The organism is Methylobacterium sp. E-016 (assembly GCF_022829745.1).
Lineage (GTDB): Bacteria > Pseudomonadota > Alphaproteobacteria > Rhizobiales > Beijerinckiaceae > Methylobacterium.
In genome coordinates this window covers 1-25300 of sequence record NZ_JAKSYF010000054.1, presented here as the reverse complement: position 1 = coordinate 25300, position 25300 = coordinate 1, and the positions used below count along the sequence as shown (strand labels likewise).

General features: G+C 72.1%; 28 protein-coding genes. 19 read left to right on the top strand and 9 right to left on the bottom strand.

All coding sequences use genetic code 11. The features are described from left to right. The first annotated feature begins 179 nt into the window (after positions 1-179). The 3 genes from MKK68_RS04135 to MKK68_RS04125 all read left to right on the top strand — a co-directional run bounded on the left by MKK68_RS04135 (position 180) and on the right by MKK68_RS04125 (position 2033). Positions 180-743, top strand: a complete 564-nt coding sequence (locus MKK68_RS04135; RefSeq protein ID WP_147726245.1) for a nitroreductase — start codon at positions 180-182, stop codon at positions 741-743. Between the two features lie 11 nt (positions 744-754). Beyond that, a complete protein-coding gene (locus tag MKK68_RS04130; RefSeq protein ID WP_243946675.1) occupies positions 755-1372 on the top strand; it encodes a flavin reductase family protein in 618 nt (205 codons plus the stop codon). A 346-nt stretch (positions 1373-1718) separates the two neighbouring features. Further along, a complete protein-coding gene (locus tag MKK68_RS04125; RefSeq protein WP_147726243.1) occupies positions 1719-2033 on the top strand; it encodes a hypothetical protein in 315 nt (104 codons plus the stop codon). Positions 2034-2106: 73 nt separating this feature from the next. On the opposite strand, the gene queF is transcribed toward MKK68_RS04125, so the two are convergent. Next, positions 2107-2556, bottom strand: coding sequence for a preQ(1) synthase (queF, locus tag MKK68_RS04120; RefSeq protein WP_147726242.1), 450 nt, complete (start codon positions 2554-2556; stop codon positions 2107-2109). A 252-nt stretch (positions 2557-2808) separates the two neighbouring features. Between queF and eno the strand changes: the two genes are divergently transcribed. Beyond that, a complete protein-coding gene (eno, locus tag MKK68_RS04115) occupies positions 2809-4098 on the top strand; it encodes a phosphopyruvate hydratase (protein ID WP_147726241.1) in 1290 nt (429 codons plus the stop codon). 308 nt (positions 4099-4406) lie between these two features. Here the strand turns inward: eno and MKK68_RS04105 are convergent, their stop codons facing one another. Further along, positions 4407-4838 carry a winged helix-turn-helix domain-containing protein gene (locus MKK68_RS04105; RefSeq protein ID WP_147842094.1) on the bottom strand — a complete coding sequence of 144 codons (432 nt, stop codon included), beginning with the start codon at positions 4836-4838 and terminating at the stop codon, positions 4407-4409. A gap of 150 nt (positions 4839-4988) precedes the next feature. On the opposite strand from MKK68_RS04105, the gene modA reads away from it, so the two are divergent. Then, entirely contained in the window at positions 4989-5795 is an 807-nt protein-coding gene (modA, locus tag MKK68_RS04100) for a molybdate ABC transporter substrate-binding protein (protein ID WP_147842095.1), read from the top strand. Positions 5796-5823: 28 nt separating this feature from the next. Then, positions 5824-6033, top strand: coding sequence for a molybdopterin-binding protein (locus MKK68_RS04095; RefSeq protein ID WP_147726238.1), 210 nt, complete (start codon positions 5824-5826; stop codon positions 6031-6033). A gap of 83 nt (positions 6034-6116) precedes the next feature. Here the strand turns inward: MKK68_RS04095 and MKK68_RS04090 are convergent, their stop codons facing one another. The 4 genes from MKK68_RS04090 to MKK68_RS04075 are packed head-to-tail and all read right to left on the bottom strand — an operon-like array spanning position 6117 to position 9757. Continuing rightward, positions 6117-6887, bottom strand: coding sequence for an ABC transporter ATP-binding protein (locus tag MKK68_RS04090; RefSeq protein ID WP_409566119.1), 771 nt, complete (start codon positions 6885-6887; stop codon positions 6117-6119). Further along, a complete protein-coding gene (locus MKK68_RS04085) occupies positions 6887-7960 on the bottom strand; it encodes a FecCD family ABC transporter permease (RefSeq protein WP_244028921.1) in 1074 nt (357 codons plus the stop codon). The genes MKK68_RS04090 and MKK68_RS04085 overlap by 1 nt, the downstream gene beginning before the upstream one ends. A gap of 14 nt (positions 7961-7974) precedes the next feature. After that, a complete protein-coding gene (locus tag MKK68_RS04080) occupies positions 7975-9021 on the bottom strand; it encodes an iron ABC transporter substrate-binding protein (protein ID WP_244028919.1) in 1047 nt (348 codons plus the stop codon). Positions 9022-9049: 28 nt separating this feature from the next. After that, positions 9050-9757: a hypothetical protein gene (locus tag MKK68_RS04075; RefSeq protein WP_244028917.1), complete on the bottom strand. Its 708-nt coding sequence runs from the start codon at positions 9755-9757 to the stop codon at positions 9050-9052. Positions 9758-9862: 105 nt separating this feature from the next. Here MKK68_RS04075 and MKK68_RS04070 point away from each other — a divergent pair, with 105 nt between their 5' ends. From MKK68_RS04070 to MKK68_RS04040, 7 genes are all read left to right on the top strand, one after another. Continuing rightward, positions 9863-10927 (top strand): transglycosylase SLT domain-containing protein, encoded by a 1065-nt coding sequence (locus MKK68_RS04070; RefSeq protein WP_243946667.1) that lies wholly within the window; start codon positions 9863-9865, stop codon positions 10925-10927. Then, on the top strand, positions 10924-12423 hold the full coding sequence (locus MKK68_RS04065; protein ID WP_244028915.1) for a DUF2336 domain-containing protein: 1500 nt from the start codon (positions 10924-10926) through the stop codon (positions 12421-12423). The genes MKK68_RS04070 and MKK68_RS04065 overlap by 4 nt, the downstream gene beginning before the upstream one ends. Positions 12424-12721: 298 nt before the next feature. Then, positions 12722-14161 carry a serine--tRNA ligase gene (gene serS, locus MKK68_RS04060; protein WP_244028913.1) on the top strand — a complete coding sequence of 480 codons (1440 nt, stop codon included), beginning with the start codon at positions 12722-12724 and terminating at the stop codon, positions 14159-14161. Continuing rightward, complete coding sequence (gene surE / locus MKK68_RS04055) at positions 14161-14925, top strand: 5'/3'-nucleotidase SurE (protein ID WP_147728726.1); 765 nt, start codon at positions 14161-14163, stop codon at positions 14923-14925. Before serS ends, surE begins: the two co-directional genes overlap by 1 nt. A gap of 120 nt (positions 14926-15045) precedes the next feature. Continuing rightward, complete coding sequence (locus tag MKK68_RS04050; protein WP_243932181.1) at positions 15046-15738, top strand: alpha/beta fold hydrolase; 693 nt, start codon at positions 15046-15048, stop codon at positions 15736-15738. Next, entirely contained in the window at positions 15735-16415 is a 681-nt protein-coding gene (locus tag MKK68_RS04045; protein WP_244028911.1) for a protein-L-isoaspartate O-methyltransferase family protein, read from the top strand. Before MKK68_RS04050 ends, MKK68_RS04045 begins: the two co-directional genes overlap by 4 nt. Positions 16416-16606: 191 nt before the next feature. After that, positions 16607-18031: a peptidoglycan DD-metalloendopeptidase family protein gene (locus tag MKK68_RS04040; protein ID WP_243987420.1), complete on the top strand. Its 1425-nt coding sequence runs from the start codon at positions 16607-16609 to the stop codon at positions 18029-18031. A gap of 67 nt (positions 18032-18098) precedes the next feature. On the opposite strand, the gene MKK68_RS04035 is transcribed toward MKK68_RS04040, so the two are convergent. From MKK68_RS04035 to MKK68_RS04025, 3 genes are all read right to left on the bottom strand, one after another. Next, positions 18099-18452 carry a YidB family protein gene (locus MKK68_RS04035; protein WP_244028909.1) on the bottom strand — a complete coding sequence of 118 codons (354 nt, stop codon included), beginning with the start codon at positions 18450-18452 and terminating at the stop codon, positions 18099-18101. A gap of 50 nt (positions 18453-18502) precedes the next feature. Beyond that, positions 18503-18883 carry a YidB family protein gene (locus tag MKK68_RS04030; RefSeq protein ID WP_147727780.1) on the bottom strand — a complete coding sequence of 127 codons (381 nt, stop codon included), beginning with the start codon at positions 18881-18883 and terminating at the stop codon, positions 18503-18505. A 177-nt stretch (positions 18884-19060) separates the two neighbouring features. After that, positions 19061-19936 carry an ATP-binding protein gene (locus MKK68_RS04025; RefSeq protein WP_147727779.1) on the bottom strand — a complete coding sequence of 292 codons (876 nt, stop codon included), beginning with the start codon at positions 19934-19936 and terminating at the stop codon, positions 19061-19063. Positions 19937-20078: 142 nt separating this feature from the next. Here MKK68_RS04025 and MKK68_RS04020 point away from each other — a divergent pair, with 142 nt between their 5' ends. The 6 genes from MKK68_RS04020 (at position 20079) to MKK68_RS03995 (ending at position 24994) form a co-directional block, all read left to right on the top strand. Next, entirely contained in the window at positions 20079-20477 is a 399-nt protein-coding gene (locus tag MKK68_RS04020) for an MAPEG family protein (RefSeq protein ID WP_244028907.1), read from the top strand. Positions 20478-20600: 123 nt separating this feature from the next. Further along, on the top strand, positions 20601-20936 hold the full coding sequence (gene yajC, locus MKK68_RS04015) for a preprotein translocase subunit YajC (RefSeq protein ID WP_243946653.1): 336 nt from the start codon (positions 20601-20603) through the stop codon (positions 20934-20936). A gap of 164 nt (positions 20937-21100) precedes the next feature. Further along, positions 21101-22708 (top strand): protein translocase subunit SecD, encoded by a 1608-nt coding sequence (gene secD, locus MKK68_RS04010; protein ID WP_243937975.1) that lies wholly within the window; start codon positions 21101-21103, stop codon positions 22706-22708. 49 nt (positions 22709-22757) lie between these two features. After that, positions 22758-23699 carry a protein translocase subunit SecF gene (secF, locus tag MKK68_RS04005; protein WP_147727775.1) on the top strand — a complete coding sequence of 314 codons (942 nt, stop codon included), beginning with the start codon at positions 22758-22760 and terminating at the stop codon, positions 23697-23699. A gap of 27 nt (positions 23700-23726) precedes the next feature. Further along, positions 23727-24104 carry an Mth938-like domain-containing protein gene (locus tag MKK68_RS04000; protein WP_147727774.1) on the top strand — a complete coding sequence of 126 codons (378 nt, stop codon included), beginning with the start codon at positions 23727-23729 and terminating at the stop codon, positions 24102-24104. Next, a complete protein-coding gene (locus tag MKK68_RS03995) occupies positions 24101-24994 on the top strand; it encodes a phytoene/squalene synthase family protein (protein WP_244028904.1) in 894 nt (297 codons plus the stop codon). Before MKK68_RS04000 ends, MKK68_RS03995 begins: the two co-directional genes overlap by 4 nt. Positions 24995-25300: the final 306 nt, after the last annotated feature.

The window sequence follows — 25300 nt, the reverse complement described above, 5'->3', positions numbered from 1 at the left end:
GCCGAACCGGCCGAACGTCACCGTCTCGCCCGTGTGATCCCGGACCGTGGCGAGCGCAAGGCCGCCGAGGGTCCTCGCGCTTCCCGCGCCAAGCTGCCCGACTTCCCAGCCGGTCCCACCCGTGCGAAATCCCGACGCGATCGCGGGACCGCCCCGCACCGGCCAGCCGAGACGCCCCGATGAACGCCACCCTCGACATGCTGCGCACCCGCCGCTCGGTGCCGCCCGTGCGGATGACGGACCCGGGACCGAGCCCAGAGCAGATCGACACGATCCTGACGCTGGCCTCGCGGGTGCCCGACCACGGCAAGCTCGCGCCGTGGCGCTTCATCGTGATCGCGGGCGCGGCGCGCGAGCGGATCGGGGCCGTGATCGCGAAGACCTACGCCGCCGACAACCCGGAGGCCGACGCCGCGCGGCTCGACCTCGAGGCCAAGCGCCTCGCGCACGCGCCGGTCGTCGTCGCGGTCGTGTCGCGGGCCGGGCCGCACGTGAAGATCCCGGAATGGGAGCAGGTCCTGTCGGCGGGCGCCGCCTGCATGAACCTCGTGGTGGCGGCCAACGCCCAGGGCTTCGCCACCGCCTGGCTGACCGAATGGTACGCCTACGATCGCCGCGTGCTCGAAGCCCTCGGCCTCGACCCGCGCGAGAAGCTCGCGGGCTTCATCCATATCGGTGCCCCCGAGGAGATCCCGTCGGACCGGCCGCGGCCGGACCTCGCCGAGATCGTCACGCGCCTGTAAGGCTCGCACCCATGCATTACGCCCCCGACGACCGCACCCTGCCGCACAACCCGCTGAAGGCGATCGTCGCGCCGCGGCCGATCGGCTGGATCAGTGCCATGAGCCGGGAGGGGAAGCTCAACCTCGCGCCGTACTCGTTCTTCAACGCGGTCGGCGACGACATGGTCGCGTTCTCCTCCACCGGTCGCAAGGACGCGCTGACCTTCGCGGAGGAGGGCGGCGATTTCGTCTGCAACCTCGCCACCTACGATCTGCGCGAGCCGATGAACGCCTCCTCGGCCCCATTGCCGCGCGGCGAGAGCGAGTTCGACTTTGCGGGGCTGACCACGGCCCCGTCGCGCAAAGTGCGCGCGCCCCGGGTGGCGGAAGCCGCCGCCGCCCTCGAATGCCGGTGGCTGCAGACCGTGCCGCTGGTTCCGCTCGGAGGGGGCGAGGCCGCCAACTTCCTGGTGATCGGGCAGGTGGTCTCGATCTACATCGACGACCGCTTCGTGAAGGACGGCCTCGTCGACACGGCCGCGATGCAGCCGATCATGCGCGGCGGCTACTTCGACTATTTCAAGATCGGGCCGGACGCGAAGTTCGCCATGCAGCGCCCCAAGGGCGCCGGCGACTACACCGCGCGCTGACGCGACGGGAAGCGGAACAGGCGCGCGCTCGGGCTCTGCAGCCCGGCGCCCTTCGACGGATCTCCGCCCGCGCAGGGTCGTGCGCGCAAGACCCGTGCGCGGTCGAAGAAAGCTTAGACCCTCATCGCCGGCACGCGACCCTGCATCCCCGTGCGGTGGCGACGCGCCCTGAGGCGGAGCACGGGCCCGAACCCCGGTCTTGCCGGCGCTTCGTTAACCTTCGCCGAGCGCGAATGCCGGCACGGAATCTCCCCCTGGGGTCCGCTTCGCCACGGAACCTTCGGAACGATCGCCCAGCTTCAGCGTTGAGCTTGTGAATTCGATGGATCATCGAGAAAGGATCATCATGCGCAAGTTCGCTCTCGTCACCGCCGCGATCATCTCGGCTGGTGTCCTCTCCGCCACCACGGCCGATGCGCGTCCCGGCTTCCGCGGCGGCTACGGCCATGGTTACGGCGGCGGCTACGGCCGGGGTTACGGCTACCGCGGCGGTCGCGGCATCGGCACGGGCGCCGCTGTCGGCCTCGGCATCGCCGGACTCGCAGCCGGTGCGATCGCCGCCGGCGCGGCACGCGATGCCTACGGCTACAACCGCGGCTACGGTGCGTACGGCGGCTACGGCGCCCCGGCCTACGGCGGCTACTACGGCTCGCCCTACTAAGGGCTCGCCATCCAGCACGTGAATTTGGGGCGACCGGGCATTCCGGTCGCCCTTTTCGTTCGTACGGCTTCCCTCAGCGGGCGCGGTAGGGCGGGACGCCGGGATCGGGCAGCCAGACGGAGGCGGGCGGCGCACCGGTCTGCCAAAACACGTCGATCGGGATGCCGCCGCGCGGGTACCAGAAGCCGCCGATCCGCAGGTAGCGCGGCCCGAGCAGGTCGACGAGCGTCTTGGCGATGCCCACCGTGCAATCCTCGTGGAACGCGCCGTGGTTGCGGAATGCGCCGAGGTAGAGCTTGAGCGACTTCGACTCCACGAGCCAGCGATCCGGGACGTAGTCGATCACTAGGATCGCGAAGTCGGGCTGGCCGGTCACCGGGCAGAGCGAGGTGAATTCCGGGACGGTGAAGCGGGCAAGGTAGTCCGTATCCGGGTGCGGGTTCGGCACCCGGTCGAGGCGGGCCTCGTGCGGGCCGGCGGGGAGGGGCGTCGGCTGCCCCAGCTGCAAGGATTCATCGGTCATGGCCCTCCTTACCGCAGGCCTCGCCGCGGTGCATCCGACCCGCGTGCATGGTTCGGCCGCGCGTCGCTCGCGGCATCGCCGCTGGGGCTCGAAACCGGAACGGGCGGCGGCGGCTTTTGCATTCACTTTGCCGGTCGCATCGCGCGATCGCGCACCGCCTTGCCCGAGGCCGCGCCTTGACGGATAAGCCGCAGCGACGAGACCGAATCCGGGCCCGCCGCCGATCGCGTGCGCCCTTGGGGAGGAGCCTTCATGACCGCGATCACCAACATCGCCGCCCGCGAAATTCTGGACAGCCGCGGCAACCCCACCGTCGAGGTCGACGTGCTGCTGGAGGACGGTTCCTTCGGCCGCGCGGCCGTGCCGTCGGGCGCCTCCACCGGCGCGCATGAAGCGGTGGAGCTGCGCGACGGCGACAAGGGCCGCTACGCCGGCAAGGGCGTGCGCAACGCCGTGCACGCGGTCCAGACCGAGATCCTCGACGCGATCGGCGGCATGGACGCCGAGGACCAGGTCGCGGTCGACGAGGCGATGATCGAGCTCGACGGCACCCCCAACAAGGCCCGCCTCGGCGCCAACGCCATCCTCGGCGTGTCGCTCGCCGTGGCCAAGGCCGCCGCGGAAGCCTCCGGCCTGCCGCTCTACCGCTACGTCGGCGGCGTCCAGGGCCGGGTCCTGCCGGTGCCGATGATGAACATCATCAACGGCGGCGCGCATGCCGACAACCCGATCGACTTTCAGGAATTCATGATCATGCCGGTGGGGGCCACCTCCATCGCCGAGGCGGTGCGCATGGGCGCCGAGGTGTTCCACACCCTCAAGAGCGCGCTCAAGAAGGCCGGGCACAACACCAACGTCGGCGACGAGGGCGGCTTCGCCCCGAACCTGCCGACGGCGGAAGCCGGCCTCGACTTCGTCATGGAGTCGATCCAGGCGGCGGGCTTCAAGCCGGGCACCGACATGGTGCTCGCGCTCGACTGCGCGGTCACCGACTGGTTCAAGGACGGCGCCTACCACTACGAGGGCGAGGGCACCGTCCGCTCGATCGAGAGCCAAGTCGACTACCTGGCCAAGCTCGTCGACGCCTATCCGATCCTGTCGATCGAGGACGGCATGGCCGAGGACGACTGGGAGGGCTGGCGCCTGCTCAACCAGCGCATCGGCGACCGCTGCCAGCTCGTCGGTGACGACCTGTTCGTGACCAACGTCGAACGCCTCGCCCGCGGCATCGCGGAGGGCTCTGCGAACGCGATCCTGATCAAGGTCAACCAGATCGGCTCGCTCACCGAGACGCTGGCCGCCGTCGATATGGCTCATCGAGCCGGCTACACTGCGGTGATGTCGCACCGCTCCGGCGAGACCGAGGACGCGACCATCGCCGATCTCGCGGTCGCGACCAATTGCGGGCAGATCAAGACCGGCTCGCTCGCCCGCTCGGACAGACTGGCCAAGTACAACCAGCTGATCCGGATCGAGGAGGGCCTCGGCGCGCAGGGGCGCTACGCCGGGCGCGGCGCGCTGCGCCAATCCGCGCGCGCCTGAGGCGGAACCTCCGTACCCGCACCCGCGTCATCCCGGCCTGCAGCCCAGCGCAGGCCGGAGCCGACGATGACGAAGCCGGACGCGACGCCCACCGCCCAGCCCGACCTTGACCTGCGGCCGACGCCCCGCCGCACGACCTGCCTCCGGCGCTGGCCGCCCTGTGGTGGGCGGCGAAGGGTCCGACGCATTGGGACCGCGCCCACGCGCTCGTCCAGGACGCGGCGGGTGCGGATGCCGCCTGGGTCCACGCCCATCTCCACCGTCTCGAGGGCGACCCGGCCAACGCGGCCTACTGGTACGCCCGCGCCTCACGCCCCGTCGCCACCGGCGATCTCGCCGCCGAGCGGGACGTCATCGCCGCCGCCCTCCGGTCGGTCGCCTGATCCTCCACGATCGCCGGATGGATCCGCCGCCGCGCCTTCGAGGCGCACGAGCAACGGGGCGGCGGCCTCTGCAGCCAGGCGCTCGACCGCGCGGTACTGCGCCACCACCTCCGCGCCGAAGGCGGACAGCCGCGCCCCGCCACCGCTCCGTCCGCCGATCTGCGCCTCGACCACCGGCTGCCGGAACCCGGCATTGATCGCCTCGACCAGCATCCAGGCCCGCCGGTAGGACATGCCGAGCGCCCGGCCCGCCGCCGAGATCGAACCGTGCGCGGCGATCATCTCCAGCAGTTGCACCTTACCGGGTCCGAGCCGGTTGCCCGGCCCGAGATCGATGCGGATGCTCAGCGTCGCCATCGGTTCCCCTCGTCCGGCATCCTAACCCGGACGGCGACGGCACGGCGAGCGGCATCGACCCCGCGATCGGCCCTGGCCATCGCTATACTTGCTGGGATATAGCGATGCGGCCGGCTCGACCCCTGCGAGGCGGCCGTTTCGGAGGTCGTCTTGATCGGTATCACGCGCGCCGTCTTCGTCGCCGCCCTGCTGCTCGGGACCGCCGCGCAGGCCGCCGAGACGGTCACGGTGTTCGGTGCCGCGAGCCTGAAGAACGCCCTGGACGACGCCGGCAAGGCCTTCACCGCGCAGACCGGGATCGCGGTCAAGGCGAGCTACGCCGCCTCCTCGGCGCTCGCCCGCCAGATCGAGGCGGGCGCGCCGGCCGACCTCTTCGCCTCAGCCGATCTCGAATGGATGGACTACCTCGACAAGAAGACGCTCATCCGGGCCGAGAGCCGGGTGAACCTGCTCAAAAACCGCCTCGTCGTCGTCGCACCGAAGGACGCCAAGGAGAGCGAGGTCCCGTTCACCGTAGAGGGCTTCGCCAAGGCGCTCGGCTTGGACGGGCGGCTCGCCACCGGCGAGGTCAGCTCGGTGCCGGTGGGCAAGTACGCCAAGGCGGCCTTCGAGACGCTCGGGCTGTGGGCGACGATCCAGCCGCGGCTGGCGCAGGCCGACAACGTGCGCGCGGCGCTCGCCCTGGTCTCGCGCGGCGAGGCGCCCCTCGGCGTGGTCTACGAGAGCGACGCGAAGTCCGATCCGGGCGTGAAGGTGGTCGGCGTGTTTCCGGCGGGCAGCCATCCGCCGGTGGTGTACCCGTTCGCCGTCACGTCCGAGGCTAAGGGCGACGGCGCGGCCCGTTTCCTCGCCTTCCTGAAGAGCGCGTCGGCCAAACCGTTCTTCGAAGCCCAAGGCTTCTCCGTGATCCCGGCCGGGCAGGGCGCCGAGATCCCGGCCGAGCCCGGCACCAAGTGACTTTTCTTTCATCCACAGAGGCTGTTCGATGAAGATCTCCGCACGCAACGTCATTAAGGGCAAGGTCGTCGCCGTCGAGAAGGGCGCGACCACCGCGCACGTCAAGATCGAGATCGCCGCCGGCCAGATCGTCACCGCGGCGATTACCAACGAGGCGGTCGACAGCCTCAAGCTCACGGTCGGCGGCGAGGCCTACGCCGTGGTCAAGGCCTCTGACGTGATGGTCGCCGTCGACTGACCGGCTGCGATCATGGGGCCAGGGGCATCCGCCGGCCTCGTGGGCGACCGACCCCTTGGGGGATGCCCCCGCGAGGCTCGGGATCACGCCAGGATCGGCGTGCAGACCGAGCGCCCGTGCCCCGGCAGGGGCACCACCGCCACCTCCACCCCGTAGACGCGGCGCAGGCTCTCGGGCGTGATCGTCGCCTCAGGGTCTCCGAGCGCGACGAGGCGGCCGCCGTGCAGCAGCGCGACGCGGTCGGCGCAGAGGAAGGCGTGGCCGGGGTCGTGCGTCGAAAGCACCACGGCGATGCCGGTGGCCGAGAGACGACGGACCTGCTCGAGCACGCGGGTCTGGTTGCCGAAATCGAGGCTCGCGGTCGGCTCATCCATCACCAGGATGCGCGGCTCGCCGGCGAGCGCCCTCGCGATCAGCACCATCTGCCGCTCGCCGCCGCTGATCTCGGTGTAGATGCGCTCGCCGAGATGCGCGATCCCGAGCCTCTCGAGCGCCGCGTCCGCCGCCTCGCGGTCCTTGCGGCCGGGGCTGGCGAAGGGCGCGAGCCGGGCCGCGCGCCCCATCAGCACCACCGCGCGCACGGTGAACGGGAAGAACGCCGCATGCGCCTGCGGCACGTAGGCGATCGCGCGCGCAATCCTGCGCCGCGACCAGCGCGACAGGTCCTCGCCGTCGAGCCGGACGCGGCCCGCGCGGGCCGGCAGCAGGCCGAGCAGGGTCTTGAACAGGGTGGTCTTGCCGCCGCCGTTCGGCCCGAGCAGGCACAGCACCTCGCCGGCCCCGAGCGAGAAGCTGACGCCGGCGCCGACCTCGCGCGCGCCGTATCCGAAGGCCAGCGCCTCGACGGACAGCATCAGGACCAGCCCCGCTTGCCCGCCGCCAGCAGCCAGAGGAAGAACGGCGCGCCGGCGAGCGCCGTGAGGATGCCGAGTGGCACCTCGATCGGCGCCAGGGTGCGGGCGGCGAGGTCCACCGCCACGAGATAGCCGGCGCCCAGCAGCGCGGAGGCCGGCAGCAGGCGGCGGAAATCCGGGCCGACGAGGCCGCGCGCGACGTGCGGCACGACCAGGCCGATCCAGCCGATCACCCCCGTCACCGAGACCGCCGCCGCGGTGACGAGCGTCGCTGCCGCGACGAGGAGCGGGCGCAGCCAGCGGGTCTCGATGCCGAGCGCCCGCGCCTCCTCCTCGCCGAGGCTCATCAGGTTCATGCGCCAGCGCAGCAGGACGAGGGGCAGGAGCCCGAGCCCGATCGCCGGCAGGATCGCCAGGACGTCGCTGAGGGTGACGGAGGACAGGCTGCCGAGCAGCCAGTAGGTGATGGCGGGCAGCTGGTTGTAGGGGTCGGCCAGCACCTTGAGCAGCGAGATGCCTGAGCCGAGCACGGCGCCGACCGCGACGCCGGCCAGCACCAGCGTCAGCACCGGATCGTGCCGGCCGACCAGCGCGCCGACCGCGTAGACGATCGCCACGGCGCCGAGGCCCCCGGCGAAGGCCAGCCCCTGGATCGCGAGGACCGGCAGCGCGAGGGTGATGCCGAGCACCGCCCCGAGACCGGCGCCGGCCGAGACCCCGAGGATGTCGGGCGAGACCAGGGGATTGCGGAACAGGCCCTGGTAGGTCGCGCCGGCCGACGACAAAGCCGCGCCGACGACGAGCGCGGCGGCCACCCGCGGCAGGCGGACCTGAAGCACCACCACCTGCGCGGTCGCCTCGCCCGGCGCGGTCCCGAACAGCTTGGAGGCCAGGATCGCGAACACCTCGGCGACCGGCACCGGGAATTTCCCCGCGGCGAGGGCGACGAGGACGAGCGCGCCGAGGCCGCACAGCGCGAGGCAGGCTCGCACGGCCGCCGGGGCACGCCGTCCCGCGCCGTGGACGGCCTGCGCCGCCGCGGGCGCGTCGGTCGTCGCGGTGCCCTGGGTCATCGCCCGGCGTCGCGTCATCGGCGCGCCGGCACCGCATCGGCGAGCAGCGCGTCGACCGCCTCGGGGGCGAGGGCGACGTGGTAGAACCGCTGGTAGAAGTCGGCGACGATCGCCGGCAGGGGCTCGGGGAACTGCGCCGGGTAGAGCAGGTGCGCGAGCCAGCGCACGCCGATCAGGCGGTTCACGCCCGGCGGCGCGTCGAACCAGGCGAAGGGCAGCGTCGGCGTCCGGTAGACGCGCCCCTCGCGCACCGCCTTCACCCCCAGCCAGAGCGGATCGTCGGCGGGCCGGAAGGCGGGATCGAGGGCGACGATCACGTCCGGGTTCCAGCCCAGGACCTGCTCCGGCGACACGTTGGCGAGGCCGTTGCCGCCGACGGCCACGTTCCGGGCGCCGACCACCTCGAGGATCTCGGTGTTGATCGAGCCGGAAAAACCCGTCTCCAGGCCGCGCGGGCCGCGGGCATAGTACACGCGCGGACGCTCCGCCTCCGGGATCTGCGCGACGCGGGCGGCGACCTCCGCCACGGTGCGGTCGGCATAGGCCGCGAGCCCGTCGGCAGCCTGATCCAGTCCGAGGACGGCGCCGAGCCGACGGTAGGTCTCGGCGGTCCTGGCGAAGGCGCCGTCGAGCAGGATGTAGGGGATGCCGATCTGGGCCTGGACCCGGTCGGCGAGCGAGGCGTAGGTCGGCCCCGTCGAGCCGACGTCGACGATGAGGTCCGGCTTGAGGGCGAGCACCGCCTCGACGTTGGCCGTGCCGCCGCGCCCGGTCAGGCGGCCGCTGGCCGGAAGTCCCCAGGTCGCCGGGGCGAGGTAGGGCCGCTCCGCGGGGGAGGGCGACCGGACCCAGGCCGCCATCCGCTCGGGGGCGAGCGTGTAGAGCAGCACGGACGCGGGCGGGCCGGCGGCGACGACCCGGGCGGCCCGCTCCGGAACCTCGACCACGCGGCCGGCCGCATCGGTGAACGGGCGGGCCCGGGCCGGCCCCGCCGGGAGCGCCAAGAGCGCCAGCAGGGCGAGGCCGAGGGTCGTGCGTGCGAGGCGTCGCGGATGCGGCATGCTGCAGCTTCGATCGGAGGATGTCCGCTCACCCTAGGGGCAGCGCGCCGCGAGGGCCACCGGGGACGCTCGGATCCCGCCCGAACACCGCGGCGAGGACGGCCGCCGCCGCGGCGGTCTCGGCGAAGCCCCCCCGGAACCCGTCGCGGCAGGCCGCCTCCACCGTCGCGCGATCGGGCGACGGGCCGGGCATGTCGAAGGCCGGGACGCGCAAGGCGGCGGCGGCCAGCACCAGGAGCCCGCGCGCCTGTGCCAGCGGAGCAGGCTGCGGCGCCCGCGGCGAGGCCGAGACCCCGAGGTCGCGCGCCAGCGTGTCGAACGCGCAGAACAGGCCGGCGAGGCGCGCGAACCTTTCCGAGCCGCCGCCGAAGCGGAGCAGGCCGCCGGGGCCGTCGAGGCCGGCGACGATCCGCGTCGCACCGTCCGGGATGCCGGTCTCGGCCTCGTGCACGGACAGGCGCACGCCGAGCCGGGCGAAGTCGCCGACATCGGCGACCCCCGGCAGGACGATGCCGTCGGGCCGCAGCGCCAGCGCCGCGGCGAGGTCGGCCGCGCTCGGTGCGACCCGGACGTAGAGCGGCAATGCGCCGGGCCTCCGCCGCAGGGGCGGGAGCCAGGCGGGCTCGGCGGCCGGGCCATGGTCCAGCACGAGGGCATCGGCGTGGGCGAGGTCGGGCGGCGCGCCCGCGGGCGAGGCGATCAGCAGGACGCGCATGAGGGCCGAGTCATCAGGCATTTAGGCTTTCTTTACCATGATGGCCAAAGGTCCCCGCATCCGGGGCGCACCGTGCGGCGCCTCACGCGACGCCCGTCCGGCGCGTGCGGCTCGAAGCGGCGATCGATGTTCCTGTTCACCACGCCTTCGAACCCCCAGCCAGCCGCGGCGCCGCCGCGGGCCGCGGGTCCGCAGGGCGCGGTCGTCGACGCGATCCGCGACGGGGCCCAGAGCAGCGGCGTCGGCTTCGACTACCTGCTCGCCACGGCGCAGCGCGAATCCGCCCTCGATCCCTCGGCCAAGGCCGGCACCTCGACCGCCACCGGCCTGTTCCAGTTCATCGAGCAGACCTGGCTCGGGGTGATGAAGTCCGCCGGGCCGAAGCTCGGCCTCCAGGCCTACGCCGACGCCATCGTCGCGCGGCCGGACGGCAGCTACACCGTCGCGGATGCCGGCCAGCGCCAGGCGATCCTCGACCTCCGGCGCGACCCGAAGATCGCCGCCTCGCTCGCGGGCGCCTTCACCCAGAAGAACGGCGAGGCGCTGTCGGCGGCGCTCGGGCGCGAGCCGACCGCGGGCGACCTCTACGCCGCCCACGTGCTCGGGGCGAAGGGCGCGACGACGCTGATCGCCGCCGCGCGGGCGACCCCGGACCGGGCGGCCGCCCTCGACATGCCGGAGGCCGCCGCCGCCAACCGCGGCCTGTTCTACGATCGCACCGGCCGGCCGCGCACCACCGCCGAGCTCTATGCCAGCCTCTCCGCGGCGGGCGCCGGCCGCACCGCCGCCAGCGACGTGACCCTGCTGACGCAGGGCGCCGCCGTCGCCCCGCCGGCGGCGGCGAGCGCCTACGCCGCGGTCGGGGGCGACCTGCGCACCCTGTTCCAGACCGACCGGCGCCAGGGCGCCCTCTCGGAGGGCGTCGCCAAGCTGTTCCAGGGCCGCGCGGCGGCGGCCGCCCGGCCGGCCCCGAGCTACTTCCCGCGCTCCGACCCGAGCCTCGATTCCACCGTGCCGGTCGCGGCGGTCGCCTCGGCCGACCCCGAGACCACCGGCGCCATCGCCGCGGCGATTCCGGCAGGCCGCGCGCTCGTCGATCCGCCGCTGCCGCCGCGCCGGCCGGCCGAATTCGCGGCGTCGCTTGCCGCCGCCCCCAACGCGTCGTTGTTCACGAACCGGAGCGGCCCATGAACATCCGCCAGTTCCTCGCCTGCACCCAGTCCACCTCGGCGGGGCGCCGGGCCGAGGCCGCCTCCGCGCTGACGCGGGCCTACCTGTACGGCAACCTCGAGGCGGATGCCGCCTGGGAGGCCAAGACCGCGATCCTGGCGCTGCTCGACGACCCGGCCCCGGTGGTGCGCCGCGCCATGGCCGAGGCCTGCGCCGCCTCGGCGCGTGCGCCGCGCCCCCTCGTCGTGGCCCTGGCCTCCGACCAGACCGAGGTCGCCTGCCTGGTGCTCGCCGCATCGCCGGTCCTGACCGATGCCGACCTCGTGGACGCCGCCGCGATGGGCTGCGAGACGATCCGCGCGACGATCGCCGCGCGCCATCACCTCTCGCACGCCGTGGCCGGGGCCCTGGCCGAGATCGGCGGCGCCGACACCCTCGCGGTGCTGGCCCGCAACCCGACGGCGCGCATCACCACGGGCCGCATGCTGCGCATGGTCGAGCGCCACGGCGGCGACGCTGGCGTGCGCGAGGCGCTGCTGGCGCGGGCGGACCTGCCGATCGAGGTGCGCCACGCCGTCGGCGCCCGGCTCGCCCGGACCCTGTCGGACTTCGTGACCGCGTGCGGCTGGCTCTCGCCCGACCGCAGCGCCCGGATGAACCGCGAGGCCGGCGAGCGCACGGTGCTCGAGCTCTGCGACGGCGCGGGCGCCGCCGCCACCGCGCGGATCGTCAAGCACCTGCGCATCACGGGCCAGCTCAATGCCGGCCTGATCCTGCGGGCGATCCTCTCGGGGCAGATGGCCTTTGCGGAGACCGCGTTCGCCGACCTCACCGGCCTGGAGCACGCCCGCGTCGGCACGCTGCTGCGCGAGCCGCGCGGGATCGCCGACCTGCATCGCCGCGCCGGCCTCGCCGAAGCGCTGCTGCCCGCAGTGGTGGCCGCGCTCTCGGCCTGGCGCGAGGCCGCCGACGGCACCAGCACGTTGCGCGGCGTCGGCCTGTCGCGGCGGATGATCGAGCGGGCGATCACCGCCTGCGAGGACATGCCGTTCTCCGAGATGCAGGGGGTGATGGCGCTGCTGACGCGCTACGAGGCCGAGGCCGCCCGCGACGAGGCCCGCGCGGTCGCCCGCGCCATCGCCGAGGAGGCCCTGGCGCGCGAGGCCGCCCGCCGCGAGGCCGACGAGGCCGCCGCGGAATGGCGCGCGGCGCAGGAGGCGGCCACGCGCCGGCTCGCGGCCGACGACATTCCCGAGCCGACGGCTTTGGACCGCATCGCGCTCGACCCTCGCGACCGCATCGGCGACCGGCGCTTCACGGACGTGGCGTCGCCCGAGGCCGACATCGTCGCCGAGCGGGAGCCGCGCACCGACCCGGTCGGCGCCATCCTCGACGCGTTGCCCGAAGCGATCCTGGCGAGCTTTCGCGAGGAGCAGGAGCGGGTGCGCCTCGCCGCGGAGACCGAAGCCGCGTCGGATGCCCAGGACGCCCCGGAGCGCCGGCGTCTGGCGGCCTGACCGCCGGGGTTGCGAAGCGCCGGCTCCCGCCGACAGGGTCCGGGATCCAGAGCCGCCGAGGGTGCCAAGCCGAATTCCGACCTGCGGTTCTTGATTCGAGGCTCGCCTTCGGCGCCTCGGGCTGACGGGAAAGATTTCGGCGGAGGGCGTCACGAGACGCATCATCTCGATGCCCTGACCGGAAGCAGGCCGGGCGGTGTCCACCACGGACGCGCGTGCCCGCCATCGCCCGCCGCAGCCTTGTCGCGCGCGGACCGATGCTGCAAAGCGTGCCCGTCCGCACGACCCGAGCCAGCCCATGCACGACATCCGCGCCATCCGGGACAACCCGGAAGCCTTCGACCGCGACCTTTCCCGTCGCGGCCTCAGCCCACTTTCGGCCGAGCTGATCGCGCTGGACGACGCCCGCAAGGCGGCCGTCTCGGCGGCGCAGGAGAACCAGGAGCGCCGCAACGCGCGGGCCAAGGAAATCGGCGCCGCCAAGAAGGCGAAGGACGAGGCCCGCGCCGCCGCGCTGATGGACGAGGTCGCCGGCCTCAAGGAGGCCGCGCCCGCTCTGGAGACGGCGCAGTCCGAGGCCGCCAAGGCCCTCGACGACCGGCTCGCCGCGATCCCGAACCGGCCCAAGGCCGACGTGCCCGAGGGCGCCGACGAGCACGGCAACGTCGAATACCGGCGCTTCGCGTCCGCGCGTGAAACGCTCACCGAGGGCCGCCAGCATTTCGAGCTCGGCGAGGCCTTGGGCCTGATGGATTTCGAGACCGCGACCAAGATCTCCGGCTCGCGCTTCGTCGTGCTCAAGGGCCAGATCGCCCGGCTGGAGCGGGCGCTCGGGCAGTTCATGCTCGATCTTCACACGCAGGAGCACGGCTATCTCGAGGTCGCGCCGCCGATCCTGGTGCGCGACGAGGCGATGTTCGGCACGGCGCAGCTGCCGAAGTTCGAAGAGGACCAATTTTTTGTAGGCAATGGCGTCTCTGCACGAACCCTGCAGAAACGAATGCACAATTACGCATTCGAATCGAAGAATAAATCTTTGTCTAGTTATTTCGAGCCGAGCACTGTTTTCGACGAGATAATCGAAGAAAATTTCCAGATTTCAACTGAGTTACTGGCCATTGAGCTTACGCGCCGCTGGCTCATCCCGACCGCCGAAGTCCCGCTCACCAACCTCGTCCGCGAATCCATCCTCTCGGAAGACGAACTGCCCTTGCGCTTCACGGCGCTCACCCCCTGCTTCCGCGCGGAAGCGGGTTCGGCCGGGCGCGACACCCGCGGGATGCTGCGGCAGCACCAGTTCAACAAGGTCGAGCTGGTCTCGATCACCGCCCCGGAGAAGTCGGCGGACGAGCACGAGCGCATGCTGGCCTGCGCCGAGACGGTCTTGAAGAAGCTCGACCTGCCGTTCCGGACGATGACCCTGTGCACCGGCGACATGGGCTTCGCCAGCCAGAAGACCTACGACATCGAGGTCTGGATGCCGGGCCAGAAGACCTTCCGCGAGATCTCGTCCTGCTCGGTCTGCGGCGATTTTCAGGCGCGACGGATGAATGCCCGGTACCGTAAGGACGGCAAGCCCGCCTTCGTGCATACCCTGAACGGCTCGGGCGTCGCGGTCGGCCGTGCGCTGATCGCGGTGATGGAGAACTATCAGAACCCGGACGGCAGCGTCACGATCCCGTCCGTGCTCGCGCCCTACATGGGCGGCCTCAACCGGATCGAAGGACCACGCCCGTAATGCGCATTCTCGTCACCAACGACGACGGCATCCACGCGCCGGGCCTGGAGACGCTGGAGGGCATCGCCCGGACGCTCTCCGACGACGTCTGGGTGGTGGCGCCCGAGACCGACCAATCCGGCGTCTCGCACTCGCTGTCGCTGAACGACCCCCTGCGCCTGCGCCACATCGCGGAGAAGCGCTTCGCGGTGAAGGGCACGCCCTCCGATTGCGTCATCCTCGGCGTGCGCCACATCCTGGCCGACCACGGCCCGGACCTCGTGCTGTCGGGGGTCAACCGCGGCCAGAACGTCGCCGAGGACGTGACCTATTCCGGCACCATCGCCGCCGCGATGGAGGGCACGATCCTCAACGTGCGCTCGATCGCGATGTCGCAGGCCTACGGGATCGGCGGCCGCGGCAACCTGAAATGGCAATGCGCCGCCCATCACGGGCCGATCGTGGTGAAGAAGATCCTCGAGACCGGGATCGAGCCGGGCATCGTGATCAACGTCAACTTCCCCGATTGCGAGCCGGAGGAGGTCGCCGGCATCGCCGTGGCGGCGCAGGGGCAGCGCAATCAGGCGCTGCTCGCCATCGACGCGCGCACCGACGGGCGCGGCAATCCGTATTTCTGGCTCGCCTTCGCCAAGGCCCGGTTCGAGCCGGGCAACGGCTCCGACCTGAAGGCGATCGCCGAGAAGCGCATCTCGGTGACGCCGCTGCGCCTCGACCTCACCGACGAGCCGACGCTGACGCGCTTCGCCCAGGCCTTCGCGGAGTAGGCGGATCCCGCAGCCGCGGCGGTTCTGAATTCCGGGCTCGCCTGCGGCGCCCCGCAACGACGGGGCCGAAAGCGGACATCCTCTCGGGGGCGACCGCATCCCGAACCGGAGACTCGCCCGATGAGCCTCGTCCTGATCCCCGGATACATGGCCGATGCCAGCCTGTGGGACGACATGGCCGAGGCGCTGGCGCCCGCAGGCCCGATCCACCATGCGAGCCTCGCCCACGACGACACGATCCCGGCGATGGCGCAGCGGCTGCTCGCCGAGGCGCCGGCGCGCTTCGTGCTCGTCGGGTTCTCGATGGGCGGCTACGTCGCCCGCGAGGCGGCGCGGCTCGCGCCGGAGCGGGTGCGGGGGCTGGTGCTGATCGCGACCTCGTCGCGATCCGACTCGCGCAAGCAGGCGGTCGCCAAGCGCCTCGCCATCGAGGGCGTCGAGGCCGGCCACTTCGGCGGCCTGAGCCGGGCGGCGGCGGCCGCCTCGGTGCATCCGGACCGGGCCGGGGACGCGGCCCTGATCGAGCGCATCCGTGCGATGGGGCAGCGCCTCGGGCGCGAGGCCTTCCTGCGCCAATCCCGGCTCGAGCGGGTCGGCGACGCGGATCGGCTCGGCGCGCTCGGCTGCCCGACGCTGGTGATCGCCGCCGGCCGGGACCGCCTGCGCAGCATCGCGGAATCGGAGGAGCTGCGCGACGGCATCCCCGGCGCGACGATGGCGGTGGTCGCGGATGCCGGCCACATGCTGCCGCTCGAGGCGCCGGACGCGCTGGCGGCGCTCATCCTCGCCTGGATCGGCGACCTGCCGCCATGACCGGAGGCGACGAGGACGCGATCGACGACCAGGCCGGCGCGAGCTTGAGCGGCCATGCCGGCCTCGGCGGGGCGATCGAGAACGCCGCCTTCGTGCTGGCCCTGCGCGGGCGCGGCACCCGCGACACGGCGGTGCTGCGGGCGATGGAGCAGGTGCCGCGCGCCGCGTTCGCCCCCGCCGCGTATCGCCACCTCGCCCGGCGCGACCTTTTTCTGCCGCTGCCCTGCGGCGCGGCGATGACCGCACCGAGCACGGTGGCGACGATGCTGACGCTGCTGAAGGTCGAGCCCGGAATGCGGATCCTCGAGATCGGCACCGGGTCCGGCTACGTCACGGCGCTGCTGCTGCAACTCGGCGCCGGCGCGGTGACGAGCCTGGAGCGCTACGCGACGCTGGCCGGGCAGGCGAGCGCGAACCTCGCAGGGCGCGCCCGCGTGCTCCAGGGCGACGGCCTCGCCGACACCGCGGGGGGCGGCTACGACCGCATCCTGGTCCACGGTGCGGTCGCGGAGCCGCCCGCATCCTGGGCCGCGGCGCTGAAGCCCGGCGGCCGCCTCGTCGCCGGATCGGAGGGCGGGCTGATGGCGGCCACGCATGGCGGGCAGGGCCTCGTCGTCGAGCCGGGACCGCGCCTGCGCCTCGCGCCGCTGGTGCCCGGACGAGCCGCCGCGCTTTAACCAATCGCGCTCGCCGCTCCGCCTGCGGTAAGCATTCCTAAGGAGCGATCCCGAGAGCGAAATGGTGCTCGCGCGGCCGTGAACGTGGTGAACGGGAACGGTTGTTTAACCTGAATCCGGCTTTCATGGGCTCATCAAGTTGCGTCAGGCAAACGGGTGCGTCGATGCGGGTTCGCGGGACTGGTCGGAGGATGAAGACGCTGTCGCGCTTCGCTCTCATCGGAGTTATCGGCAGCGGTGCCGCCGCCTGCTCGTCGGACGCATCGCGTCTCGACAGCCCCTTCACCAACCCGTTCGCGTCGAACATGGCGAGCGAGCCGGCGGCGACGGGCAGCCTGCCGGACATGCCGTCGGCGCCGCCGATCCGCACCGGCCGGATCCAGTCCGAGGCGCTCGGCGCGCCGACGGCGATCTCGCCCCGGCCCGGCCCGGTGGCGGCCCGCGTGCCGACCCAGCCGATGGCGCAGACCACCCGCGTCGCCTCCACCGGCACGCCCGGCTGGAACGCGCAAGGGGGCACCACCATCACCGTCGCCCCGAACGACAGCCTCAACCAGATGTCGACCCGCTTCGGCGTGCCGGCCTCGGCGATCCTGTCGGCCAACGGCCTGACCAGCGCCGGCCAGGTGACGCCCGGCCGCCAGCTGATCATCCCGGTCTACAGCGCCTCGGGCATGAACCCGGCAGCCGCCCCGATGACGGCGCGGGCCGTTCCCGCCGCCCCCTCGGAGCGGATCAAGGCCGCGGAGGCCAAGCGCCAGGACGACACGAAGGCGGAGGCCAAGCGCAAGGAGGCGGCCAAGGAGGCGGCCAAGGAAGCCGCCAAGGAGGCCCAGAAGGAGGCCGAGGCCAGGAAGCTCGCCGACAAGCGCGCCGAGGAGAAGGCCCGCAAGGACGTCGCCGCCAAGGAGGCCGACGCCAAGAAGCATCACGTGCGCCCCGGCCAGGTCGCCAAGGCCGATACGAAGCCCGACACCAAGGCCGAGGCGACGCGCAAGGTTGAGGCGGAGGCCAAGCAGGCCAAGGTCGACGCCGCCAAGGCCGACGCCGCCAAGGACGCGGCGAAGAAGGTCGCCGAGGCGAAGGCCGCCAAGGCCGCTTCGGAGAAGGCGGCCTCGGAGAAGGTCGCGGCCGAGAAGGTCGCCGCCGCCAAGCCGGAGCCGGTCAAGACCGCCGCCGTGGCGAAGGTCGAGCCCGCCAGCACCGGCTCGGTCGCCGCCGCGGCCCCAAGCGCCCCGGCCGCGCCGGACCAGACCTTCCGCTGGCCCGCCAAGGGCCGGGTGATCTCCGGCTACGGCTCCTCGGGCAACGAAGGCATCAACATCGCGGTGCCCGAGGGCACCGCGGTGAAGGCCGCCGAGGACGGCACTGTCGCCTATGCCGGCTCGGACGTGAAGGGCTACGGCAAGCTCGTGCTGGTGCGGCACTCGAACGGGTACGTGTCGGCCTACGCCCACAACGGCGAGCTCGACGTGAAGCCCGGCGAGAAGGTGAAGCGCGGCCAGACGATCGCCAAGTCGGGCGCGTCGGGCAACGTCACCTCGCCCCAGCTGCACTTCGAGATCCGCAAGAGCGGCGCGCCGATCGACCCGATGTCGCAGCTCGCCAGCAACTGAGCGATTTCCCGAGACCCACGATCGAGGGCGGTCCGCGAGGGCCGCCCTTTCGCGTTTCGGCGCGTCGTCAGGTGCCGGGCGTGCGCAGCGTCCCGTCGGGGCTGTGCTGGTCGACCGCCGCGGGCAGCACCTTCGCCAGGACCGCGAGGACCTGGTCGGTCGGGATCCCGAGCTTGTCGGCGATCTGCCGGACCTGCTCGTTGTCCAGGACCTTGCGCAGGTCCTCGGTGGTGATCGGCGCGTTCGGGCCTCGGCCGAGCCAGGAATTCACCTGCGCGGCGTAGCCCAAATTCTGGAGCTGGTTCAGCAGCCCCTGAAGCCCGCCCGGCAGCACCCGCTCGACGATGCCGGGAAGGGCCTCGACGGCGGCCTGGCCCAGGCTGCCGCCGAGCGCCGACTTGAGGGTATCGAACAGGCTCATCGCTGGGTTCCTCGCCGTGATCCGCGCTTCACTCTAGCCGCCGGCCGGCGTCAGGCCACCTGCGTCGAGAATTGCCGCTGCGGCGCGAGCGTCCCGTCCCGGCTCTGGCGGTCGACCGCCCCGGGCAGGAACTCGGCGAGCGCCGTCGGCACGCGCGCTTCCGGGATGCCGAGGTCGGCGGCGAAGCGCGTCAGCGCCTCGGGCGAGAGCAGGGCGGCGTAGGCGCCCGCGGGGAGGGCGACGTTCGCCTCGGATCCGAGCCACGAGGCGACGGCCGAGCCGTGGCCCGCCGCGCGCAGGGCATCGAGGAAGGCCGGCAGGCCGCCGGGATAGATCTTGGCGAAGGACATCGGCAGGCCGTCGCCGCCGATCGCGTCGATGCGGGCTTCCGCGCGGGCGAGCGCGGATCGGATCGCGTCGAAGAGTCCCATGATGTCAGCCCCGTCCCGCCTGCTCGTCCGCCGGGAGGCGGATCGCTCGAGGTGCAAGCTCGGGCGTAGCGGACGCAAAGCAAGCGCCTGCGGCGTCGAGAAATGCGCCTGCGGCGTCGACAACGCGCCTGCGGCGTCGACAACGCGCCCGCAACCGATCGGCCGACGGGATTTCGATCAGTCGAGGGTCCGGCCGAGCCGCCCGGCCAGATCTTGGATGAACTGGAAGGCGGTGCGGCCGGAACGCGAGCCGCGGGTGGTCGCCCATTCCAGCGCCTCGGCCCGGAGCGCGTCGGGCTCGACCGGAAGGGCGTGGCGCTCGGCATAGGCGCGGATCATCGCCAGGTACTCGTCCTGGCTGCACTTGTGGAACCCGAGCCACAGGCCGAACCGGTCCGAGAGCGAGACCTTCTCCTCCACCGCCTCGCCGGGGTTGATCGCGGTGGAGCGCTCGTTCTCCACCATCTCGCGGGCGAGCAGGTGCCGGCGGTTCGAGGTGGCGTAGAACAGCACGTTGCCCGGCCGTCCCTCGATGCCGCCGTCGAGCGCCGTCTTCAGCGACTTGTACGAGGTGTCGTCGCCATCGAACGAGAGGTCGTCGCAGAACACCACCCAGCGATGCGGGTCGGAGCGGAGCGTCGCCATCAGGTCGGGCAGCGCCTCGATGTCCTCGCGGTGAATCTCCACGAGCTTCATCGGCAGGGCGCCGGCCGCGCGGCGCGCGTTGATCTCGGCATGCACCGCCTTCACGAGCGACGACTTGCCCATGCCGCGCGCGCCCCAGAGCAGCGCGTTGTTGGCCGGCAGCCCGCGCGCAAAGCGCTCGGTATTCTCGGCCAGGGTATCGCGCGCCCGGTCGATGCCGGTGAGCAGGCCCATCTCGACGCGGTTGACGGTGCGCACCGGGATCAGCCGGCGCTCGGGCCCCCACAGGAAGGCGTCGGCGGAGGTGATGTCCGTCACCGGTCGCGCGGGCGGGGCGGCCCGCTCCAGCGCCGTGGCGATGCGCTCCAGCAGCGGCATCAGGGTCTCGAGGGTGGTCGCTTGCGTCATGGCGGATCGGTTCGGATGGCTCTTCGAGGACCGCACGGGCCTACGCGCGCTCGGCACGACTCGCAACACGAGCTGCGACACGGCCTGCAACGTCCGGAGCCCGCTCGCGTTGGTCGGCGCATCGCAACGCCGGAGACCCGCCTTGATCTTCCCCGCCACCACCGCCCTCTTCGCCGCCCTGTTCGCCTTGATCTACATCGGCCTGTCCGGCTGGGTGGTGGGGGCCCGGGTCAGCGGCAACGTCCTCGTCGGGGATGGCGGCCGGGACGGATTGCAGCGTCGCATCCGCTCGCACGGCAACTTCTCGGAATACGTGCCGCTGACGCTCGGCCTGATCGCCCTGCTCGAAGCGGGCGGGACCCGGCACTGGATCGTGCTGACGCTGCTCTCGCTGCTCCTGATCGCGCGCCTGCTGCATCCGGTCGGCATGTTCGCGCCGGTCAACTCGCCGCGCCAGTTCGCCTGCCGCGGCGGCGGCATCCTCGTCACGCTGCTCGTCATGACGGTGGCGGCGGTGCTGCTCCTCGTCCGGGCGATATGAGGGGGTCGCGCCGCCCGGCGTTGCTTTCGGAACGCCCCTGGCTATAGTCCGCGCGCTTTCAGACAGGCCCGGCGACGCTTCCGACAGGCGCGCACGGGCCCGACGTCACATGAGGAGACGCGCTTGATCACCCCCGCCTTCGCGCAAGGGGCCGGCACTGCTGCCGGCGGAGCCGAGATCGCCTTGCAGGTGGTTCCCTTCGTCCTCATCTTCGTGATCATGTACTTCCTGATCCTGCGGCCGCAGCAGAAGCGGGTCAAGGAGCATCAGGCCCTGGTCAAGAACGTCCGCCGCGACGACACGATCGTCACCAACGGCGGCCTCGTCGGCCGGGTGGTGAAGGTGCTGGACGACGCCACCGAGATCGAGGTGGAGATCGCGCCGAACGTCCGGGTCAAGGTAGTGCGCACCATGATCTCCGAGGTCCGCGTCAAGGGTGGGCCGGTCAAGGCCGTCTAGGGCGCTCTCCGCCGAAGTTGGGGCCGGTTCGGCTCGAGAGCGCGTGGGACGGCAAGAGCCCGGAACCGGTTCCCAACGCGACGCGATCGGGAACGGCTCCGGACCCGCCGGATCAGGATGCCGGGGCAAGCCCTCGGCAGGACTGCAGAAAACAGAGTCGGCGGATGCTGCGCTTTTCCCGTACCAAAATCGTCGTGACGCTCGTCGCGATCCTGATCGGCCTCAGCCTTGCGGTGCCGAGCTTCTTCTCGCCCGAGCAGCGCAAGGGCTTCATGGCCGCGCTGCCGGGCTGGTTCCCCGCCTGGATCGTGCCGACCCGCGCGATCGTGCTCGGACTCGACCTGCAGGGCGGCTCGCAGCTCCTGCTGGAGGTCGACCAGACCGAGCTCGTCGCCTCCCAGGCCAAGGCCCTGCGCGACGAGGTCCGCGGCGTGCTCCAGCGCGAAAGCGTGCGGGCCGACGGCGGCATCGGCATCCTCCAGCGCGGCGTCCAGGTCCGCGTCGCGGACGCGGCCGCCCGCGCCAAGGTGATGCCCAAGCTGCAGGAGCTGGCGCAGCCCATCTCGAACCCGCTCGTCGGCCAGACAGGCGGACGGACGCTCGACATCACCGAGCAGCCCGATGGCCTGATCCGCCTCGCGCTCACCGATGCCGGCATCAACGAGCGCACGCGGCGCGCCGTGACGCAGGGTATCGAGGTCATCCGCCGCCGCCTCGACTCGACCGGGACGCTGGAGCCGTCGATCCAGCAGCAGGGCGCCGACCGCATCCTGATCCAGGTCCCCGGCCTGCAGGACCCGGAGCGCCTCGAGGCGCTCCTCGGCAAGACCGCCAAGCTCGAGTTCCGGATGATCTCCGACAATCCGGCCGGCGACGTCGACATGCTGCCCTCGCGCGACGAGCGCGGCGCCAAGGTGGCGGTGGAGCGCCGGGTGATGGCCGACGGCGGCGACCTGACCGACGCGCAGCCGGCCTTCGACCAGCAGACCCACGAGCCGATGGTGAGCTTCAAGTTCAACCTGAAGGGCGCCCAGCGCTTCGGCCAGGCGACCTCGGAGAACGTCGGCCGCCGCATGGCGATCGTGCTCGACAACGAGGTGGTCTCTGCCCCGGTGATCCGCACCGCGATCACCGGCGGCTCCGGTCAGATCACCGGGAACTTCTCAGTGCAGCAGGCCAACGACCTGTCGATCCTGCTGCGGGCCGGCGCGCTGCCGGCGAAGTTCACCGTGGTCGAGCGCCGCGTCGTCGGGCCGGGGCTGGGCAGCGACTCGATCCGCGCCGGCAAGATCGCCACCGGCGTCGCCGGGCTCCTCGTCGTCGGCTTCATGTTCCTGACCTACGGCACCTTCGGCTTCATCGCGAACATCGCCCTCATCGTCCACGTCGGGCTCATCCTCGGCCTGATGTCGGTGCTGGAAGCCACCATGACGCTGCCCGGCATCGCCGGCATCGTGCTCACCATCGGCACGGCGGTGGATTCCAACGTGCTGATCTACGAGCGCATGCGCGAGGAGCACCGCGCCGGCCGCTCCCTGGTCTCGGCGCTGCAGGCGGGCTTCGACCGGGCCTTCGCCACCATCATCGACTCGAACTCGACCATGGCGATCGCCGCGCTGATCCTGTTCTTCCTCGGCTCCGGCCCGGTGAAGGGTTTCGCGGTCGTGTTCATCCTCGGCATCCTCACCACCGTCATCACCGCGGTGACGCTGACGCGGATGATGATCGCCGTGTGGTACAAGTCCTTCCGGCCCAAAGCCCTTCCGTTCTGAACGTCTCCCGTTTCGGGAGGCCGCTTCCCGATCGCAAGGTCCCAAAAGAATGCGCCTGCTTCGCCTCTGGCCCGACGAGTCGCACTTCGACTTCATGCGCTTCCGCCGCCTGAGCTTCCCGCTCTCGGCGATCCTGTCGGTCGTGACCGTGGTGCTGTTCCTCACCGTCGGCCTGAACTACGGCATCGACTTCAAGGGCGGCACGCTGGTCGAGCTGCAGGCGAAGTCGGGCACCGCCGACGTCGGCGAGATCCGCCACACGGCCGCTGGCTTCGGCTTCGGCGAGCCCGAGGTGCAGGAGCTCGGCAACCAGGGCACCGTGCTGGTGCGCCTGCCGCTTCAACCCGGCGAGCAGGGCCAGACGGCGGTGATGAACAAGGCGCACGGCGCCTTCGACAAGGATTACGAGTTCCGCCGCACCGAGACCGTCGGCCCCCGCGTCTCGGGCGAGCTGGTGCAGTCGGGCACGCTCGGCGTCGTGCTCTCGGTCGTCGCGGTGCTGCTCTACCTGTGGTTCCGCTTCGAGCGCGAGCTGGCGCTCGGCGCCATCGTCGGCACGCTCCACGACATCGTGCTGACCATGGGCGTGTTCATCGTCACCCGGATCGAGTTCAACATGACCTCGATCGCGGCGATCCTCACCATCGTCGGCTACTCGCTGAACGAGACCGTGGTGGTGTTCGACCGGACCCGCGAGCTGATGCGCCGCTACAAGACGATTCCCACCGACGAGCTGCTCAACCTCTCGATCAACTCGACGATGTCGCGAACCGTGATGACCTCGATCTCGGCCTTCCTGTCGCTGCTGGCGCTGGTGCTGTTCGGCGGCGAGGCGATCCGCGGGTTCGCGGTGGTGATGCTCTGCGGGGTGGTGATCTGCACCTACTCGGCGATCTTCGTCTCGACGCCGGCGCTGATCTATCTCGGGCTGATGCTCTCGGGCACCAAGGCCCAGGCCGCCCGCGGGCGCCTGCCGCAGGCCGCGGAGTAGGGCGGAGAGACGGGGGACGCACAGCGCATGGCCGAGCTCGACGGCTTCCTGCCCGGGCGCCACCTGATCGACGCCTACGGCAACGGCGGCTTCCGCTTCGGCGAGATGTCGCACCGCGGCTCGATCCTGGCGCTGCCGTCGGGCATCCGCGCCTGGGCCACGACCGAGGGGAGGGCGATCGACCGCACCGCGTTGCGCCCGGTCCAGGCGGAATCGGCGGAGATCGAGCTACTGCTCGTCGGCACGGGCCTCGACATCGTGCCGCTGCCACCCGATCTTCGGGCATGGCTCAAGGACAACCGGATCGGTCTCGACGTGATGCAGACGGGCGCGGCGGCGCGCACGTACAACATCCTGGTGGCGGAGAACCGCAAGGTGGCGGCGGCCCTGATCGCGGTCGCGTGAGCGCAGAGCCGGGGCAGGGGGACAGCCAAGCAGAGGGTAAAGGCGGCCTCGCCTTCGCCTTCCGCCACTGCGAGGACCTCGTCCGCGCGGGCGACCCCGACCGCTACTTCGCCACGCTGTTCGCGCCGCAGGCCTTCCGCCCGCACCTGTTCGCGCTCTACGCCTTCAGCCTGACGGTCGCCCGCGTGCGCGAGGCCGCCTCGAACCCGATGGCCGGCGAGATCCGCCTGCAATGGTGGCGCGACGCGCTCCAGGGCGAGGCCCGCGGCGACGTGAAGGCCAATCCCGTCGCCGCCGCGCTCCTCGACGTGATCGTCGCGCGCCGCCTCGGGCGCCAGTCCTTCGTCGACCTGATCGACGCCCGCGTCTTCGACCTCTACGACGACCCGATGCCGCGGCTGAACGACCTGGAAGGCTATTGCGGCGAGACCGCCTCGGCCCTGTTCCGGCTGGCGAGCCTGATCCTGTGCGACGGCACCGAGCCGGGCGGGGCGGCCGCCGCCGGTCATGCCGGCGTCGCCTACGGCATCACCGGCCTGCTGCGGGCGATGCCGTGGCACGCGCGGGCGGGCCAGGTCTACCTGCCGGCCGACGTGTTCCGCAGCCACGGCGTCACCCGCGAGGACATCGTCACCGGCCGCGGCGGCCCGGGCCTGCGCGGCGCCTGCGCGGACCTGCGCGCCGACGCCCGACGGCACCTGGCCGCCTACGCCGCGGCGAAGGACACGATCGCGCCGGCCGCGCGCGCCGCCTTCCTGCCGCTCGCCCTGGTCGACGGCTACCTCGCCGCGATGGAGCGCCCGGGCTACGACCCGCTCAACACCCCGATCGAGACCGCCCGCTGGCGCCGCCTGTGGCGGCTGTGGCGCGGGTCGCGGGCGGCGGGGTAGGGACGCGAATCTTCCCTCCGCCGCACCCAAGTCGGGCTTGCCCGACTTGGGCACACGGGGTGCGGATCTCGGGCAAGCCCGAGATCCGTCGGGGGGAGGGAAGACGCCCGGCACGCATGAGCCATCCTACGATGTAACCCCCGGCTCCGGCCGGCGCGTTGGCGCCCGCGCCGTCCTCGTCTACGCTCGCCTCCGAGACGCTCCAGGGAAGAGACCAGACCCTCATGGCCGACAGCTACGACGTGCTCATCATCGGCGCCGGCCCTGGCGGCTACGTCACCGCGATCCGTGCGGCGCAGCTCGGGT

Excerpts from the sequence above, each read along its gene's own strand:
- MKK68_RS04075 (WP_244028917.1), bottom strand. The coding sequence starts at position 9,757 with ATGCCTGATGACTCGGCCCTCATGCGCGTCCTGCTGATCGCCTCGCCC.
- surE (WP_147728726.1), top strand. The coding sequence starts at position 14,161 with ATGCGCATTCTCGTCACCAACGACGACGGCATCCACGCGCCGGGCCTG.
- MKK68_RS04085 (WP_244028921.1), bottom strand. The coding sequence starts at position 7,960 with ATGACCCAGGGCACCGCGACGACCGACGCGCCCGCGGCGGCGCAGGCC.
- eno (WP_147726241.1), top strand. The coding sequence starts at position 2,809 with ATGACCGCGATCACCAACATCGCCGCCCGCGAAATTCTGGACAGCCGC.
- secD (WP_243937975.1), top strand. The coding sequence starts at position 21,101 with ATGCTGCGCTTTTCCCGTACCAAAATCGTCGTGACGCTCGTCGCGATC.
- MKK68_RS04065 (WP_244028915.1), top strand. The coding sequence starts at position 10,924 with ATGAACATCCGCCAGTTCCTCGCCTGCACCCAGTCCACCTCGGCGGGG.
- MKK68_RS04040 (WP_243987420.1), top strand. The coding sequence starts at position 16,607 with ATGAAGACGCTGTCGCGCTTCGCTCTCATCGGAGTTATCGGCAGCGGT.
- MKK68_RS04130 (WP_243946675.1), top strand. The coding sequence starts at position 755 with ATGCATTACGCCCCCGACGACCGCACCCTGCCGCACAACCCGCTGAAG.
- MKK68_RS04025 (WP_147727779.1), bottom strand. The coding sequence starts at position 19,936 with ATGACGCAAGCGACCACCCTCGAGACCCTGATGCCGCTGCTGGAGCGC.
- MKK68_RS04095 (WP_147726238.1), top strand. The coding sequence starts at position 5,824 with ATGAAGATCTCCGCACGCAACGTCATTAAGGGCAAGGTCGTCGCCGTC.
- MKK68_RS04030 (WP_147727780.1), bottom strand. The coding sequence starts at position 18,883 with ATGGGACTCTTCGACGCGATCCGATCCGCGCTCGCCCGCGCGGAAGCC.
- MKK68_RS04135 (WP_147726245.1), top strand. The coding sequence starts at position 180 with ATGAACGCCACCCTCGACATGCTGCGCACCCGCCGCTCGGTGCCGCCC.
- MKK68_RS04090 (WP_409566119.1), bottom strand. The coding sequence starts at position 6,887 with ATGCTGTCCGTCGAGGCGCTGGCCTTCGGATACGGCGCGCGCGAGGTC.
- serS (WP_244028913.1), top strand. The coding sequence starts at position 12,722 with ATGCACGACATCCGCGCCATCCGGGACAACCCGGAAGCCTTCGACCGC.
- MKK68_RS04050 (WP_243932181.1), top strand. The coding sequence starts at position 15,046 with ATGAGCCTCGTCCTGATCCCCGGATACATGGCCGATGCCAGCCTGTGG.
- MKK68_RS04045 (WP_244028911.1), top strand. The coding sequence starts at position 15,735 with ATGACCGGAGGCGACGAGGACGCGATCGACGACCAGGCCGGCGCGAGC.
- secF (WP_147727775.1), top strand. The coding sequence starts at position 22,758 with ATGCGCCTGCTTCGCCTCTGGCCCGACGAGTCGCACTTCGACTTCATG.
- MKK68_RS04105 (WP_147842094.1), bottom strand. The coding sequence starts at position 4,838 with ATGGCGACGCTGAGCATCCGCATCGATCTCGGGCCGGGCAACCGGCTC.
- MKK68_RS04070 (WP_243946667.1), top strand. The coding sequence starts at position 9,863 with ATGTTCCTGTTCACCACGCCTTCGAACCCCCAGCCAGCCGCGGCGCCG.
- MKK68_RS04125 (WP_147726243.1), top strand. The coding sequence starts at position 1,719 with ATGCGCAAGTTCGCTCTCGTCACCGCCGCGATCATCTCGGCTGGTGTC.
- queF (WP_147726242.1), bottom strand. The coding sequence starts at position 2,556 with ATGACCGATGAATCCTTGCAGCTGGGGCAGCCGACGCCCCTCCCCGCC.
- MKK68_RS04035 (WP_244028909.1), bottom strand. The coding sequence starts at position 18,452 with ATGAGCCTGTTCGATACCCTCAAGTCGGCGCTCGGCGGCAGCCTGGGC.
- MKK68_RS04080 (WP_244028919.1), bottom strand. The coding sequence starts at position 9,021 with ATGCCGCATCCGCGACGCCTCGCACGCACGACCCTCGGCCTCGCCCTG.
- MKK68_RS04000 (WP_147727774.1), top strand. The coding sequence starts at position 23,727 with ATGGCCGAGCTCGACGGCTTCCTGCCCGGGCGCCACCTGATCGACGCC.